This is a genomic window from Micromonospora wenchangensis, from assembly GCF_002210435.1.
Taxonomy (GTDB): Bacteria; Actinomycetota; Actinomycetes; order Mycobacteriales; family Micromonosporaceae; genus Micromonospora; species Micromonospora wenchangensis.
Genome location: NZ_MZMV01000032.1, coordinates 23,728 through 39,431, shown reverse-complemented (window position 1 = coordinate 39,431; position 15,704 = coordinate 23,728). Strand labels below are relative to the sequence as shown.

12 protein-coding genes are annotated in these 15,704 nt (G+C 73.9%); 6 read left to right on the top strand and 6 right to left on the bottom strand.

The genetic code is table 11. The features are described from left to right. From B5D80_RS19160 to B5D80_RS19145, 4 genes are read right to left on the bottom strand one after another with little or no spacing between them, the layout of a single operon-like run. A complete protein-coding gene (locus B5D80_RS19160; protein WP_088645263.1) occupies nucleotides 1-939 on the bottom strand; it encodes a polysaccharide deacetylase family protein in 939 nt (312 codons plus the stop codon). Further along, entirely contained in the window at nucleotides 933-2,369 is a 1,437-nt protein-coding gene (locus B5D80_RS19155; RefSeq protein ID WP_088645262.1) for an MmgE/PrpD family protein, read from the bottom strand. The genes B5D80_RS19160 and B5D80_RS19155 overlap by 7 nt, the downstream gene beginning before the upstream one ends. After that, complete coding sequence (locus B5D80_RS19150; protein ID WP_144081707.1) at nucleotides 2,366-3,397, bottom strand: quinone oxidoreductase family protein; 1,032 nt, start codon at nucleotides 3,395-3,397, stop codon at nucleotides 2,366-2,368. The genes B5D80_RS19155 and B5D80_RS19150 overlap by 4 nt, the downstream gene beginning before the upstream one ends. Then, on the bottom strand, nucleotides 3,394-4,371 hold the full coding sequence (locus B5D80_RS19145; RefSeq protein ID WP_158224217.1) for an asparaginase: 978 nt from the start codon (nucleotides 4,369-4,371) through the stop codon (nucleotides 3,394-3,396). Before B5D80_RS19145 ends, B5D80_RS19150 begins: the two co-directional genes overlap by 4 nt. A 231-nt stretch (nucleotides 4,372-4,602) precedes the next feature. Between B5D80_RS19145 and B5D80_RS19140 the strand changes: the two genes are divergently transcribed. Continuing rightward, nucleotides 4,603-5,292 (top strand): helix-turn-helix domain-containing protein, encoded by a 690-nt coding sequence (locus tag B5D80_RS19140; RefSeq protein ID WP_169733080.1) that lies wholly within the window; start codon nucleotides 4,603-4,605, stop codon nucleotides 5,290-5,292. Between the two features lie 593 nt (nucleotides 5,293-5,885). Here the strand turns inward: B5D80_RS19140 and B5D80_RS19135 are convergent. Next, entirely contained in the window at nucleotides 5,886-6,326 is a 441-nt protein-coding gene (locus B5D80_RS19135) for a VOC family protein (RefSeq protein WP_088645258.1), read from the bottom strand. Nucleotides 6,327-6,515: 189 nt separating this feature from the next. Between B5D80_RS19135 and B5D80_RS19130 the strand changes: the two genes are divergently transcribed. The 4 genes from B5D80_RS19130 to B5D80_RS19115 all read left to right on the top strand — a co-directional run bounded on the left by B5D80_RS19130 (nucleotide 6,516) and on the right by B5D80_RS19115 (nucleotide 11,786). Next, nucleotides 6,516-6,797 carry a hypothetical protein gene (locus B5D80_RS19130; protein ID WP_088645257.1) on the top strand — a complete coding sequence of 94 codons (282 nt, stop codon included), beginning with the start codon at nucleotides 6,516-6,518 and terminating at the stop codon, nucleotides 6,795-6,797. A 15-nt stretch (nucleotides 6,798-6,812) separates the two neighbouring features. Next, a complete protein-coding gene (locus B5D80_RS19125; RefSeq protein WP_088645306.1) occupies nucleotides 6,813-8,231 on the top strand; it encodes a methyltransferase in 1,419 nt (472 codons plus the stop codon). Next, nucleotides 8,224-10,287: a sulfatase-like hydrolase/transferase gene (locus tag B5D80_RS19120; RefSeq protein ID WP_169733079.1), complete on the top strand. Its 2,064-nt coding sequence runs from the start codon at nucleotides 8,224-8,226 to the stop codon at nucleotides 10,285-10,287. The genes B5D80_RS19125 and B5D80_RS19120 overlap by 8 nt, the downstream gene beginning before the upstream one ends. 215 nt (nucleotides 10,288-10,502) lie before the next feature. After that, nucleotides 10,503-11,786: a citrate synthase gene (locus B5D80_RS19115; protein ID WP_088645256.1), complete on the top strand. Its 1,284-nt coding sequence runs from the start codon at nucleotides 10,503-10,505 to the stop codon at nucleotides 11,784-11,786. A gap of 68 nt (nucleotides 11,787-11,854) precedes the next feature. On the opposite strand, the gene B5D80_RS19110 is transcribed toward B5D80_RS19115, so the two are convergent. After that, nucleotides 11,855-13,261 carry a glycosyltransferase family 4 protein gene (locus B5D80_RS19110; protein WP_088645255.1) on the bottom strand — a complete coding sequence of 469 codons (1,407 nt, stop codon included), beginning with the start codon at nucleotides 13,259-13,261 and terminating at the stop codon, nucleotides 11,855-11,857. Nucleotides 13,262-13,583: 322 nt separating this feature from the next. Here B5D80_RS19110 and glgX point away from each other — a divergent pair, with 322 nt between their 5' ends. Continuing rightward, nucleotides 13,584-15,704 (top strand): glycogen debranching protein GlgX, encoded by a 2,121-nt coding sequence (glgX, locus tag B5D80_RS19105; protein WP_088645254.1) that lies wholly within the window; start codon nucleotides 13,584-13,586, stop codon nucleotides 15,702-15,704.

Below are 15,704 nucleotides of genomic sequence, written 5' to 3'. Positions count from 1 at the left end.
TCACTGTCCTCCGTGGGCCGGCAGGTCGGAGTAGTTGTGGTGCCACCAGTCGGCGATGTCGCGCCGCCGGGCGAACCAGACGCCTGGCAGGTCCTGCGCCCAGGCGATGAGGTCACGCAGCGCGGAGGCCCGCCCGGCCTGGCCGATCAGCCGGGCGTGCAGCCCGATCGAGATCATCTTGGGGGAGGTCTCGCCCTCCTCCCACAGGTACTCGATGCCCCGCCGGCAGTTCTCGAAGAAGTCGGTCGGGTTGCCGTAGCCGGGGCTGAAGGCGAACCGGCCGTCGTTGTAGGTGTGCGTGTACGGCACCACGAGGTGCCGCTGCCCCGCCACCTGCACCCAGTACGGCAGGTCGTCGTTGTAGGCGTTGGAGTCGTACCGGAAGCCGCCCTCCTCGACCAGCAGCCGCCGGGTCCGGTCCGACGGGGCGTACCGGGAGTACCAGCCGACCGGGCGTTCCCCGCACAGCTCGGTGATCGTCGCCACCGCCTGCCGGATCTCGGCGCGTTCCTCGTCCTCGGTCATCCCCGACGGCTCCCGCCAGCGCAGGCCGTGCGAGCAGATCTCGTGCCCGGCGTCGACGAATGCCCTGGTCAGCGGCCGGTTACGGGCCAGCGCCTCGGCGCAGCCGTACACGGTCACCGGGGTCTGCGTCCGGTCGAACAGCCGCAGCAGCCGCCACGCCCCGGCCCGGCTGCCGTACTCGTAGACCGACTCCTGGGACAGGTCCCGGTGCTCGGCGCTGGTCGGCGTGTACGAGATCTCGCCGACCCACTCGTTGACGCTGTCGCCGTCGAGGAGGCTGTGTTCGGCGCCCTCCTCGTAGTTGAGGCACAGGCTCACCGCCACCCGGGCGCCACCGGGCCACTCGACGCGGGGCAGGTCCCCGCCGTAGCCGATGAAGTCCCGCTCGGTGCCGGGTTCGACTCTGATCACCATGTCGTCGTGTCCTTCCTGCCTGATGGGCCGGGCCCAGCGGGAACCGGCGGGGGACCGCCGTTCGGATTCGGTGCCCCGCCGCGCACCAGCGCGGTGAGGTCTCGCAGTCGGGTCGCCCCGGGCGCGCGGGCCAGCCCGTGCAGCAGCCCGGCCGCCCCCGCCGGCACCCCCGGGGTACGCAGCAGCGCGGCGTCGACGGCGGCCAGGTCGTCGGCCGTCATCGGGTCCTCCCGGTCGCCGTGGTGGAACCGGGCCCGCCCGGTCAGCCGGGCTCCGCCGTGGGTCGTCACCTCCACCACCGCCGGCCGGCCCGCCGGATACCCCTGGTCCAGCCCGGGGTCGTGGCGTACGGTCACCCGCTCGGCGAGCCGGGCAGCGCGGGCCCGCCGGTCGTCCGCCGGCCCGTCCGGGGCGCCCGGGTCGGTGCCGAGCAACGCGCAGGCCACCACCCACGGGATGCTGAACTGGCGGGCCAGCCGGTTGGCTGGACGACGCCCGGCGAGCAGGGCCGCCCCCGCGTAGGTGTGCACGGTCACCGCCGCCACCTCGTCGGCGGGCAGGTCCCGGGCCATCGCGCGGGCCACCGTCCAGGCGGTCAGGGTGTGCGCGCACACCCCGACCGGCTTGAAGTAGACGTCGGGCAGCAGCGGCCGGGGCAGCAGCGCGGCGTCCACCGGCCGGTCGGTGTCGCCCTGGTGGACGGTCCGGCCGAGGTGGGGCAGCGCCGGGCCGGTGGCCGGGAACCCGGCGTCGGCGAGCCGGGCGACGGTCAGCCCGTTGGCGGTGCCGAGGGCGGGCAGCAGGTAGTGGGCGGCGTGCCCCCGCCGGGTGTCGGCCTCCGGCCCGGCCAGCGCCACGGTCAGCGCCAGGTTCACCGTCGCGGCCAGTCCGGCGGCGTCCTGCCCGGCGACGGTCCCGGCGGCGGCCGCCGCCGCGCCGACGCCCCACCCACCGTGCGGGTGCACCCCGGGGCGGGGCGCGCCCAGCAGCAGCCCGAGTCGGGCGCCCACCTCCCAGCCGACCGCCAGCGCCCGCAGGAACACCCGCAGGTTGCGGTCGTCGACCTCGGCGGCGGCCAGGGCGGCGGCGTACGCGTGCAGCCCCGGGTGCCCCCGGGATTCGCGCAGACCCTCGTCGCACTGGCTGACGGTGATCGCCGCGGCCGTCACCGCGGCGGCCCGTGCCGGCTGGTTTGTCCCGCCCGGCGCGGCCAGCAGGCTGCACGGGCCGTCCGGGTCGCCGGCGGTGTCCAGCCCGGCGGGCAGGTGCCCGCGGGCCGCGACGGCGTTGGCGGTCAGCCGGGCCGCCACCTGCCGCACCAGCACCTGTCCGGTGCCGGTGGCCAGCAGCGTGTCGGCGGCCTCGACGGCACCGGCGACGAGCGTGGCCAGCACGTCGTCGCGGGCGTCGGACCGCCGGTGCCCGGTCACGGCGTGATCACCTGCTTGCCGAGCACCCGCCGGTCGGCGAGCGCCTGGTGGGCCCGGCCGGCGTCGGCCAACGACAGGACCGCGTCGACCCGGGGGGTGAGCTGTCCCGCCGCGACCAGGCCCAGCACCCGGGCGATCTCGTCGGGACGCTGGCTGCGTGAGCCGCGCAGCTCGTACTCGTTGCGGAAGGTCTCGATGAGGTCGAGGTGCGGATGCTCCCCGGCGTGGCCGCCGCCGACGATCAGCCGGCCGGTGGGGGCGAGGGCGCCCAGCGCGGCCTCGAAGACGTCGCCGCCGATGTGTTCGACGATCACGTCGAAACCCGCGCCCCCGGTGACCTTCCGGGCCTCGGCGGCCCAGTCCGGGTCGCGGGTGCTCAGCACCGCGTCCGCGCCGAGCGAGGAGACGAAGTCGGCCTTCGCCGGGTCGCCGATCAGGCCGACCACCCGGGCGCCGCCGAGCTTGGCGAGCTGCACCACCGCGTGCCCGAGCCCACCGGCGGCACCCGGGGCGAGCACCCACTCGCCGGGGGCGAGCCGGCCGATGGAGTACAGGGTGCGCCAGGCGGTGCCGAAGGAGATCGGGGTGGCGGCGGCGACCACCGGGTCGAGGTCGCCGATGTCCAGCAGGCCGCGCGCCGGGGCCACCGCGTGCCGGGCGTACCCGCCCCACCTGGTGATGCCGGGCATGTCGGCGTTCGGGCAGAGGTTGGCCCGCCCGGTCAGGCAGCGGGGGCAGCTCTCGCAGGGCGTGTTGGGCAGCACCAGCACGCGGTCGCCCGGGGCCCGGCCGGTGACCCGGGAGCCGAGCCGTTCCACCACGCCGACGACCTCGCGGCCGAGCACGTGCGGCAGCCGCAGCGGCATCCGGGACACCCCGCTGCGCAGGTCGGCGTCGAGGTGGTTGACGGCGACCGCGAGCACCCGCAGCAGGACCTCGTCGGGGCCGGGTTCGGGCAGGTCGACCTCGGTGAGGGTGAGCGTCTCGGTGCCGCCGTACCCGTTCATGGTCACTGCTTCGGTCTTCACGCGCGACGTCCTTCCACCATGGTGCGCAGGGCTTCCGGCACGGCGCCGGGTTCTTCGACGGCCAGGGCGAGGGCCAACGCGACCCGGGCCTGGGTGCCGGTGAGGTCACCGGCGAAGAGCGCGCCGGCGCGGGCGAGGGTCGCCCCGCCGCCGGCGTAGACCGGGCGGACCCGGCCCGCCCCGGTCCGGCTGGTGATGACCACGGGTACGCCGCGTCGGCCGGCCTCCGCGATGGCCTCGGCGACCGCGGGTGGGGCGTTGCCGGCGCCGAACGCCTCGACCACGATGCCGGCGGCACCGGCGTGCAGCGACGCGCGCAGGTGGGTGCCGTCCGCGCCCGCGACGAGCTTGACCAGGTCCACCCGGGGCAGCCGGGCGGGGATCGGCAGGTGCGCGTAGTGGCCGCCCCGGGCGGCGGTGGAGACCCGCAGCACGCCGTCCGGGTCGACGAGGGCCAGCACGCCGGCCGTGCCGCCGGAGAACGCGGAGACCGCCGAGGTGTGCACCTTGCGGCTCTCCACCGCGGCGTACGCGACGCCGCCCATGACCGTCGCCGCGCCGAGCGGCCGGGGTGCGGTGACCACCCGGATCGCGTCGGCGAGGTTGCGCCCGGCGTCGGAGTCGGGCTCGTCGGCGCCGCGCTGCGCCCCGGTCAGCACGACCCGGGCGTCGGGCCCGGTGAACTGCCCGGTCAGGTAGGCGGCCTCCTCCAGCGTGTCGGTGCCGTGGGTGACGACCACGCCGGCGAACCCGTCGGCGAGTTTGGCCCGCACCGCCCGGACGGTGGCCAGCATGTCGTCCAGGGAGAGCGTGAAGCTCGGCCGGCAGGACAGGTCGAAGCCGTGGATCTCCGCGTCGGTCGTGCCGGGGACGTTCTTCAGCAGGTCCGTGACGGAGTCGGTCACGGCCAGGCCCTCGTCGGGGTCCCACCGCGACGCGATCGTCCCACCGGTTGCCAGAACCGCGATCCGCACCGGCCACACCCCCTTTGCGCAAACGATTGCTCAATCGAGGTGATGACAGTTGCACAAACGTTCGCCCTGCACAAGAGCTGCGAGAACGTGAACCCGTGGAAGTTATGGATTGGTTGCCCGGCCGATGACGCACGGATGTCGCGCCTGTTGCGGTGTCCGTCGTCGTCCGGTTCCCGGGCCGCCGCGGTGTCGCGTCGCGTGGGCCGGCCGGCGGCGTGGCAGGCTGGGACCGTGTACCGGGAACGGCCCGCCGGGGTGATCGACGGCGCGGTGCTCTGGGCGAGCGAGAGCCGCCCGGACGCCCCGCCGACCCGGGTGCTGCCCGACGGCTGTCTCGACCTGCTCTGGTCCAGCCGGTCGGGGCTGCTGGTCGCCGGCCCGGACCGCACCGCGCAGCTCAGCGTGTCGGCACCCGGGGAACGGTGGCGTGGCGTCCGGTTGCCGCCCGGGGTTGGCCCGGCGGTCTTCGGCGTCCCCGCCGACGAGCTACGGGACAGCCGGGTGCCCCTCGACGCCCTCTGGGGCCGTGACGCCGTCCGGCTCGCCGAGCAGCTCGGCGCGTCGCCCACCGCCGCCGCCCTGGCCGCGGTCGCCGCGGACCGGCTCGCCCGGGGAGGTGGCGTCGAACCGCTCGGCCCCCGGGTGGCCGCACTGCTCGCCGCCGGGGCCACGGTCACCGCGACCGCCGCCGAGGTCGGCCTCGGCCCGCGCGTCCTGCACCGGCGCAGCCGGACCCTCTTCGGGTACGGCCCCAAGACCCTCGCCCGCATCCTGCGGCTGCACCGCGCCCTGGCGCTGGCCCGCCGGGGTGTCGGACTGGCCGAGGTGGCCGCCCGTACCGGCTACGCCGACCAGGCCCACCTCACCCGCGACGTCCGGGACCTGGCCGGCGTCCCACCGACCACCCTGCTCGCCAACTGACCACCCGCGCCACCCCGCAGCGGTCGGGTTCCCCTGTGGTTCCGAGGTTCGCGGTGGTCCCGAGGTGCGCGGTGGTTTTGAGGTGCGCGGTGGTCCTGAGGTCCGCCGCCCGCCGTGCGACGACGTGACGATCGGTCCGACCCCGGCCACCTCGGTACACCCCACCCGTCGCCGGTCACGCTGGGCGTGGCGAGGGCGGCGTGGTCGTGCGGTGCGGGCCCTTTCGAGCTGATGACGTCAACGCATCACCCACCTGGCCCGGGGGCGGCCGTCATCCGCTCCCCGGTGCCCCTCGCCGGGGCGGCCCCGGACCGGCCCGGTCCTCTGTCGCGGTGAATCGCTGGCGTCATCAGCTCGGAAGGGCCCGCACCCACCACCGGCTCCTGATCCTGACGCCGCCCCTCCCGGGCCTGGTCAGCCGTCACCCGTCCGCCGCGTGGCGCGGTCACTGCACGGCACACCCGCCGAACGGCCCCCGTGCCGCCAGGCGGCGGCGGGCACCACCGGACGGGTCCGCCTCCAGGGGGCGGAGAGCCGACGCCACGCCCGGGTGGGTCGGCCAGGTCTCTGCCCGGGAAGGGGTGGCCGGCGGGTCAGCTCGGTTCGGGGGACGCGGTGTCGGGCGTGCCGGCGGCGGACGCGGCGTCGATGGGGGCGAAGAGGTCCACGCCGTTGCCGTCCGGGTCGTGCAGGATGGCGTACCGCTGGCCCCAGAACGCGTCCCACGGGGCGACCTCGCCGTGGAAACCCGCCTCGGTGAGCGCGGTCCAGTACCGGTCCACCTCGGCCGGGTCGGCGCACAGGAAGGCGAGGCTGGCGCGCGGGCTGCCGCTGGGCGGCGTCCACTCGGGGTGGAAGCCGCGCAGCATCGTCACGGTGTCCCAGGCCAGCCGCAGCCCACCGGGCAGGGTGACCTCGACGTGGTCCTCGTGGTCGGCCCGGGCGGGGATGTCCAGCCCGAGCCGGCGGTAGAAGTCCAGGGTACGGGCCATGTCGTTGACCGCGGTGCCGATGAGATCGAAGCGGGGCGTCATGTGGCCAGGGTAGGACGGGCGTCGCCCCGGGGTCTTGAACGGAACGGACCGGGCCGAGGAAACCATGTGCCCCTCGTGGCCGGACCGGACGACGTACGGTGTCAGGGGAGCAATCCGTCTTTCAGGTGCAAAAGCCCCATCGGGCGTACCTGTGGGCGGTCCATGACGGCGAGGGAAGGGAACGGGCCGATGATGCACCTGGCCTACCTGGACGCAGGGTCCGGCAGCCTGATCGTGCAGGCGGTGGTCGGCGGAGCGGCGGGCGCAGCGGTCGCCGCGAAGCTCTACTGGCGGCGGGTGACGGCCCGGTTCCGGCGCGAGCCCGCCGAGGCTTCCCCGTCCGAGCGGCCCGGCGGCCCGGCCGGGACCACCGCGCCCGACCGACCTGCCACCGCGACCGACCGGCCCGCCACGGCACCTGCCGAGGACCCCCGGGCCGACCGGCAGCCGCGCCAGCCCGCCGGCAACTGACCGGTGGGCGTACCGATGACCGCCACCGACCTGCGCATCCGGCCGGAACCCGGTTCCTTCCGCGACCCCGCCAACCGGGTCTTCCACCTGGGCGACCAGGTGCTGCGTGGCCTCGGCCCGCAGAGCGCCGCCGACTGGCAGGCGCTCGCCGGCAGCGAGTTCTTCGCGGCGCTGCTCGCCGAGGGCAAGGTCTGCGGCACCGCCCCGGTCGACCCGGCGACGCTGCCGCACACCGGGTGGACGACGGTGCTGCGGCACGAGCGCATCCCGTTCGTCTCGCACCCCTACGAGTGGTCGTTCGGCATGTTGCGGGACGCCGCCCTGCTGCACCTGGAGATCCTGCACCGGGCCCTCGATGCGGGGTTCACCACCAAGGACGGGTCGGCCTACAACCTGCAGTGGCGCGGTGCCACCCCGGTCTTCATCGACGTCGGGTCGTTCGCGCCGCTGACCGAGGGCGAACCGTGGGCCGGCTACCGGCAGTTCTGCCAGACCCTGCTCTACCCGCTCCTGCTCCAGGCCCACCTCGGCGTGGACTTCCAGCCCTGGCTGCGGGCCCGGGTCGACGGCATCGAGGCCGACCAGTTGCGCCCGCTGTTCCGGGGCGTCCGTCGGCTGCTGCCCGGGGTGCCGACGCATGTGCACCTGCACGGCGCGATGCAGGCCCGGCACGCCGGGGCCAGCAGCAGCGCCGTCGCCGCCCAACTGCGCGACGCCGGCTACTCCCGGGACCTGGCGCTGGCCACCGTGCGCCGGTTGGCGCGGTTGGTGCGCCGGCTGGACCGCCGGGTCGACGGCGGCCACTGGGTCGACTACCAGCGCACCTGCGGCTATACCACGGCGGACCGGGCGGCCAAGGAGAGCTTCGTCGAGGCGGCGGTGGCGGGCGTGGCCGCCGGGCTGGTGCTCGACCTCGGCGCCAACGACGGCCGGTATGCGCGGATCGCCGCCCGGCACGCCGCCCGGGTGGTCGCCGTCGAGCAGGACCCGGCCGTGGTGGACGCCCTCTACCGGGCGCTGCGGGCCGAGGGCGACCGGCGCATCCTGCCGCTGGTGATGGACCTCGCCGACCCGTCGCCCGGCGGCGGCTGGCGGGGCGTCGAACGGGCCGGGTTCGCCGACCGGGCCCACGCCGACGTGGTGCTCGCCCTCGCCGTGGTGCACCATCTGGCGATCGGCCGTAACGTGCCGCTGGCCGAGGTGGTCGGGCAACTGGTCGGCTACGTCCGGCCCGGCGGACGACTGGTGGTGGAGTTCGTCCACCCGCAGGACCCGATGGCGCGGCGGCTGTTGGCGAACAAACCCGCAGGTCTCTTCCCCGACTACCACCGCGACGAGTTCGCCCGGCTGCTCGCCGCCCACTGTCGCATCGAACGCCGGCAGGAACTGCCCTGCGGCACCCGGACGCTCTACCAGGCGGTGGTGGGTGGCTGAGCCGGCCCTCACCGGTACGTCGGTCCGGCGGCCGGCACCCGCCGCGCCGCAGGTGCCGGACGGCGCGCCCGCCCCGGCCGGGTGGCGGGTGGAGTTGCGCCGGGCATTCGAGGTGGTGGCCCTGGTCGGCCTGGTGGTCACCCAGCCCCTGCTCGACGTGCTCGGGCGCAGCCCCGACTTCTTCCTGTTCCACCGGGCCACCAGCGGGGACGTCCTCGCGCTGGTGGCGGTGGTCGCGCTGGCGCCCGCAGCGGCGGTGGTGCTGCTCGGGGCGGCGACCCGGTTGGCCGGCGTCCGGGTCCGGGCGGTTGCCCACACGGCGGTCGTCGGGCTGCTGCTCGCCGCGCTGGCGGTGCAGGTGGGCCGGCACGCGACGCCGCTGCGGGGCGTACCGCTGCTGGTGCTGGCGGTGCTGGTCGGGGCCGGTGGGGCGGTGGCGTACCGGCGCTGGTCGGTGCTCGGCCGGGTGTTGCGGGTGGCGGCCCTCGGGCCGCTCGTCTTCGTCGGGTTGTTCCTGTTCGCCTCGCCGGCCTCGGCGGTGGTGCTGCCCCGCGCGCACGCGGGCGTCGACGGGGTGGCCGGGCCGGGCTCCCACCCGCCGGTCGTCATGATCGTCCTCGACGAGTTGCCGCTGGTGTCGCTGCTCGGCCCGGACGGGCGGATCGACGCGACCCGCTACCCGAACTTCGCCGAGCTGGCCGGCGGGTCGACCTGGTACCGCAACGCCACCGGGGTCAGCGGGTGGACGCCGTACGCGCTGCCGGCGATGCTGACCGGGCGGTACCCGTCGACCCCGTCGGCCCCGCACTACTCGCAGTACCCGGACAACCTCTTCACCGCCCTCGGCGGCCTGTACGACATCCGCGCGCAGGAGAGCATCACCCGGCTCTGCCCACCCAGCCGCTGTGACCAGCCGGTCGCCCCCGAGCAGGGGCTCGGCGTGCTGGTGCGGGAGAGCGGCGCGCTGCTGGGCCGGATCGCCGCCCCGGTGGACAGCCGCATCGACCCGGAGGAGTCCTACCGGGAGCAGACCGCCGCCGAGGTGGGCCTGGACGCCGCCGAGCCGGTCCCCGCCGACCCGAAGTTCCGCTGGGACAGCCTGAACGACAACCAGCCGGCCCGGTTCACCAGTTTCCTGGCCGGGCTGCGCCCGTCCGACCGGCCGACCCTGCACTTCCTGCACCTGCTGATGCCGCACGCGCCGTGGGCGTACCTGCCGTCCGGGGCGCGTTACGACGCGCCTGACGACCTGCCCAACGACGGCGCGGGCTGGACGGACCTGGCCCGGTCCCGGCACCTGGCCCAGCTGGGGTACACCGACCGGCTGGTCGGCGAGACGCTGCGGACGCTGCGCGCCAGCGGCCTGTACGACAGGTCGCTGGTCGTGCTCACCGCCGACCACGGGGTGAGTTTCACCCGGGACTGGCAGGGACGGGGGATGGGTGCCATCGAGCACGCCCCCGGCGAGGTGGCCTGGGTGCCGATGTTCGTCAAGGAGCCCGGCCAGCGCGCCGGTCGGGTCGACGACCGCAACTGGGAGCACGTGGACCTGCTGCCCACCATCGCCGACGAGGTGCACGTGCGGGTCCCGTGGCCGCTCGACGGGCGTTCGGCGCAGCAGCCGCCCCGGGAGCGGACCGAGAAGTTCTTCTACGACCGGCCCGGTGAGCGGGTGGTCCTTCCCGGCGGGGTGCCCGCCCGCCCCGTGCCGCCCGCCCCCCACCCGCTGGTCGGCACGACGGTGGGGGAGACGCCGTCGGGTGGCACCGCCTCGGTGGCGCACCTGGGCGCGTTCGACCACGTCGATCCGGCGGCGGGGGAGCTGCCGGCCCTGGTGTGGGGCACCGTGCCCCGGGAGGTGCCGGACGGCACGCTGCTCGCGGTCGCGGTCAACGGCCGGATCGGTGCGGTCGTCCCGGTGGTGCCCCAGGACAAGGGGGGCCGCCGGTTCGCCGCGTTCCTCCCCGACGACCATCTGTTCCGGGCCGGCGCGAACCGGTTGGACATCTACCGGGTGGGTGCCGGCGACACGCTGCGCCGGTTGAACCTTTCCTGAGCTTTCGTCGGCTTTCGCCGCTTTCCGCCGTGTCGTTCCGGGTGTCCGGTCGCGGGTGACCCGCCCGCGCCGGGGCGGGTTTCCGCGCCGCCGGGTCGGGAAACGGGTGACGCATACCTCACCGCAGAACCACGGCGGGCGGTATCCCCGCGACCGCGATTACGGTAAAAGCGAAGGCAATTCAACGAAGATTCGCCGGCGAAGCGAGGAACCACATGACGGAAGTGAAGCTCGACCACCCCGGTGGGCAGCTTTCGATGCCGGTGCAGGGCGCGGTCGAGGGCCCTGCGGGCATCGGGGTCAGTAAGTTGCTCAAGGAAACCGGGATGACAACATACGACCCCGGTTTCGTGAACACCGCGTCCTGTTCTTCCGCGATCACCTACATCGACGGTGACGCGGGCATCCTGAGGTACCGCGGCTACCCGATCGACCAGCTGGCCGAGAAGTCCTCCTTCCTGGAGGTCTCGTACCTGCTCATCTACGGCGAGCTGCCGACCCAGCAGCAGTTGGGCGAGTTCAGCGAGCGGATCCGGCGGCACTCCCTGCTGCACGAGGAGATGCGCCGGTTCTTCGACGGCTTCCCCCGGGACGCCCACCCGATGGCCGTGCTGTCCTCGGCGGTCAGCGCCATCTCCACCTTCTACCAGGACAGCCTGGACCCGTTCGACTCCGAACACGTGGAGATGTCCACGGTCCGGCTGATGGCGAAGGTCCCCACCATCGCCTCGTACGCCTACAAGAAGTCCATCGGTCAGCCGCTGCTGTACCCGGACAACTCGCTGGGCTACGTGGACAACTTCCTGCGGATGACCTTCGGCGTACCGGCCGAGCCGTACGAGGTCGACCCGGTGGTGGCCCGGGTGCTGGACATGCTGTTCGTCCTGCACGCCGACCACGAGCAGAACTGCTCCACCTCCACCGTCCGGCTGGTCGGCTCCAGCAACGCCAACCTCTTCGCCTCGGTCTCGGCCGGGGTGAACGCCCTGTTCGGCCCGCTGCACGGCGGGGCGAACCAGGCGGTGCTGGAGATGCTGGAGAAGATCGAGGCCGACGGCGGCGACGTCGCGTCCTTCGTCCGCAAGGTCAAGGACAAGCAGGACGGCGTGAAGCTGATGGGCTTCGGCCACCGGGTCTACAAGAACTACGACCCGCGGGCCGCCATCGTCAAGAAGGCCGCCCAGGACGTGCTCAACCGGATGGCCAAGCCGGACCCGCTGCTGGACCTGGCCATGCAGCTGGAGGAGATCGCGCTCGCCGACGACTTCTTCGTGTCCCGCCGGCTCTACCCGAACGTGGACTTCTACACCGGCCTGATCTACAAGGCCATGGGCTTCCCGACGAAGATGTTCACGGTGCTGTTCGCGCTCGGCCGGCTGCCCGGCTGGATCGCCCAGTGGCGCGAGATGATCAGCGACCCGGAGACGAAGATCGGCCGGCCCCGGCAGATCTACACCGGTGCGCCCGAGCGGGAGTTCACCGCGATCGCGCAGCGCTGACCCCGGTCACGACGAAGGCCGCCGACCCCGCAGCGGGGTCGGCGGCCTTCGTCGTGGACGCTGCGGTGTCAGCGCAGGCCGGCGGCGACGAGCAGGTTGCCCGCCGGGATCGGGGCGGTGACCCGGCCGGTGGCCATCCGCTGCTCGGCACGCTGCGCGGTGAACGCGGCGTCCCCGGCGATCGCCGAGGCGTACGCCGTCGCGGTGCGCTGGGCGATCGCCGACCAGCCGTACTGCTCGTGGACCATGGCGCGGGCCCGGCGGGCGAGCACCCGGGCACGCTCCCGGTCCGACAGCAGCGCGTGCACGGCCTCGGTGAGGTCGGCCGGGTCCTCCGGGGCGAAGGTCACCCCGGTCACCCCCGGCTCGACGATCTCGGCCAGCCCGCCGGTCTCGGCGACCGCGAGCGGCGCGCCGGCCGCCGCCCCCTCCAGGGCGACCATCCCGAACGGCTCGTAGATGCTGGGCACCGCGAAGCAGTCCGAGGCGGCCATCACGGCCGGCAGGTCGGTGCCGCCGAGGAAGCCCGGCATGGCGACCGTGCCGCCCAGCCCGAGCCGGTGCACCTCGGCCTCCAGTTGGGCCTTGTACGGCCCGTCACCGACGATCACCGCGCGCAGGCCGGGGTGCCGCTCACGCAGCCGGGGCAGGCCGGCGAGCAGGTGCTGGACGCCCTTCTCGTAGACCAGCCGGCCGGCGAAGGTGACCAGCGGGCCGTCCCCGGCGAACCGGGCGCGGGCCGAGGTGACCGCCGAGGCCGGCACCTTCCACCGGTGCGGCTCGACCCCGTTGGGCACCACGTCGACCCGGCCGATCGGCACGTCGAACAGCGCGTTGACCTCGTCGCGCATGTACCCGGAGCAGACGATCACCCGGCCGGACTCGGCGGCCAGCCACTGCTCCACCCCGTGGATGGTGCGGTTCATCTCGCCCGGCAGCCAGCCCTGGTGCCGGCCGGCCTCGGTGGCGTGGATGGTGCTGACCAGCGGCACGTCCAGGTGCGCGCGCAGCGTCATGGCGGTGTGCGCGACCAGCCAGTCGTGGGCGTGGATCACGTCGTACGCGCCGGACTCGGCGGCCCGCAGCGCGGCCCGGGTCAGGGTGTGGTTGAACGCCATCGTCCAGGCCAGCAACGAGTCGGTGGCCAGCGGGAAGGTCACCGGGTCCTCGGCCGCCCGGACGATCCGCACGCCGTCGGCGTACTCCTCCAGCGGGGCGCCGTCGGTGTGCCGGGTGACCACGGTGACCTCGTGCCCGGCGGCGGCCAGCGCCACCGACAGGGCGTGCACGTGCCGGCCGAGCCCGCCCACCAGCACCGGCGGGTACTCCCAGGACAGCATCAGGATGCGCCGGGTGCGCGGGGGCACGCCGGAGCCGCCGCCCTGCTGGGGGACCTGGGGCCGGGAGGTGGGGGTGGGCCGGCAGGTCCGGTCCACAGCGGTCGCGAACTGGTCGTCGACCCGCAGGGTGGTCACATCGATCTCCGTCCGTGCACACAGGGTCGCGCCGGCAACGATGACGGCGGAAGGGATGGTGGTGGGATGGCCGGGGCCGAGGGCGGACCCACCCACGCGGGCGCGTCCGCGTCAAGCAAAGGGCATCACGCGGCCCGGCGCATCTCGAAAGGGCCTATCGTGACGGACGACACCCGACGGTGCGTGACCCCTCGGACGGGCGGATGTCGGGCGTCGTCCGAACGGGTGGGTTGGCCGGACCGGCCGCGGGGCATCAGTGGCGTGCGCACCGGCGGTCTCCGACCCGGCCGGTGTGCTCATGATCATGGGCCTAAGGAGCGACATGCAGGTCTGGCCGGGTGAGCGTTACCCCTTGGGCGCCACCTATGACGGGATGGGCACCAACTTCGCGATCTTCTCGGAGGTCGCCGAGAAGATCGAGTTGTGCCTCTTCGACGAGTGGGACACCGGCGCCGAGCGTCGGGTGGAGCTGCGTGAGGTCGACGCGTACGTCTGGCACGCGTACATCCCCGGGATCGAGCCGGGCCAGCGGTACGGCTACCGGGTCCACGGCCCGTACGACCCGGCCAACGGGGTCCGGTGCAACCCGCACAAGCTGCTGCTCGACCCGTACGCCAAGGCGGTCGACGGGGAGGTCACCTGGGACGCGGCGGTCTACGACTACGAGCTGGGCGGCGACCCGGACCGGATGTCGCAGACCGACTCGGCCCCGTTCATGCCCAAGTCGGTGGTGGTGAACCCGTACTTCGACTGGGGCAACGACCGGCCGCCGCGCACCCCGTACCACCACTCGGTGATCTACGAGGCGCACGTGCGCGGGCTGACCATGCGCCACCCCGGCATCCCGGAGGAGCTGCGCGGCACCTACGCGGCGATCGCCTCCCCGGTGATGATCGACTACTTCCGGCAGCTCGGGGTGACCGCGATCGAGCTGATGCCGGTGCACGAGTTCGTGCATGACCACCGGCTGGCCGACCTGGGCCTGCGCAACTACTGGGGCTACAACAGCATCGGCTTCTTCGCCCCGCACCACGGCTACTCGGCGCTGGGCCGCCTCGGCCAGCAGGTGCAGGAGTTCCGGGGCATGGTCAAGGCGCTGCACGCCGCCGGCATCGAGGTCATCCTCGACGTGGTCTACAACCACACCGCCGAGGGCAACCACCTGGGCCCCACGCTGAGCTTCAAGGGCGTCGACGCCCCCAGCTACTACCGGCTGTCCGAAGAGGACCGCCGCTACTTCGTCGACTACACCGGCACCGGCAACAGCCTCAACGTGCGCAGCCCGCACTCCCTCCAACTGATCATGGATTCGCTGCGGTACTGGGTGACCGAGATGCACGTCGACGGGTTCCGCTTCGACCTCGCCGCCACCCTGGCCCGCGAGTTCTACGAGGTCGACCGGCTGTCCACCTTCTTCGAGGTGGTGCAGCAGGACCCGGTGGTCAGCCAGGTGAAGCTGATCGCCGAGCCGTGGGACGTCGGCCCCGGCGGCTACCAGGTCGGCAACTTCCCGCCCCTGTGGACGGAGTGGAACGGCAAGTACCGCGACACGGTGCGCGACTTCTGGCGCGGCGAGCCGGCCACCCTGGCCGAGTTCGCGTCCCGCATCTCCGGCTCGGCCGACCTCTACCAGGACGACGGCCGCCGCCCCTTCCACAGCATCAACTTCGTCACCTGCCACGACGGGTTCACCCTCAACGACCTGGTGTCGTACAACGACAAGCACAACGAGGCCAACGGCGAGGAGAACCGGGACGGCGAGGGCCACAACCGGTCGTGGAACTGCGGCGTCGAGGGGGAGACCGACGACCCGGGCGTCACCGCGCTACGGGCCCGGCAGCGGCGCAACTTCCTGGCCACCCTGATGCTCTCCCAGGGCGTGCCGATGATCGGCCACGGCGACGAGCTGGGCCGCACCCAACGCGGCAACAACAACGCCTACTGCCAGGACAGCGAGCTGGCCTGGGTGGACTGGGAGCACGCCGACGACGAACTGCTCGACTTCGTCAGGCGGCTCACCGACTTCCGCAACCGGCACCAGGTGTTCCGCCGCCGCCGGTTCTTCACCGGCCTGCCCGTCGGCGGGCGCAACGCCGAGGCGGGGCTGCCGGACCTGGCCTGGTACACCCCCGACGGCCGGGAGATGACCGGCGAGGACTGGGGCAACGACTTCGGCCGTTCGGTGGCCCTGTTCGTCAACGGCGACGGCATCCCCGAACGCGGCCAGTACGGTCAGCGGCACCGCGACTCCTCGTTCGTGCTCTGCTTCAACGCCCACGACGCGCCGCTGGACTTCACCCTGCCCGGCGCGGAGTTCGGCCAGCGCTGGGAGCTGGTGATCAGCACCGCGGAACCGGAACCGGAGAAGCCGACGGTGGTCGAGGCGGGCGGCACGGTCTGCGTGCCGGACCGCTCCCTGGTGGTCCTGGAGAGGACGGTCTGA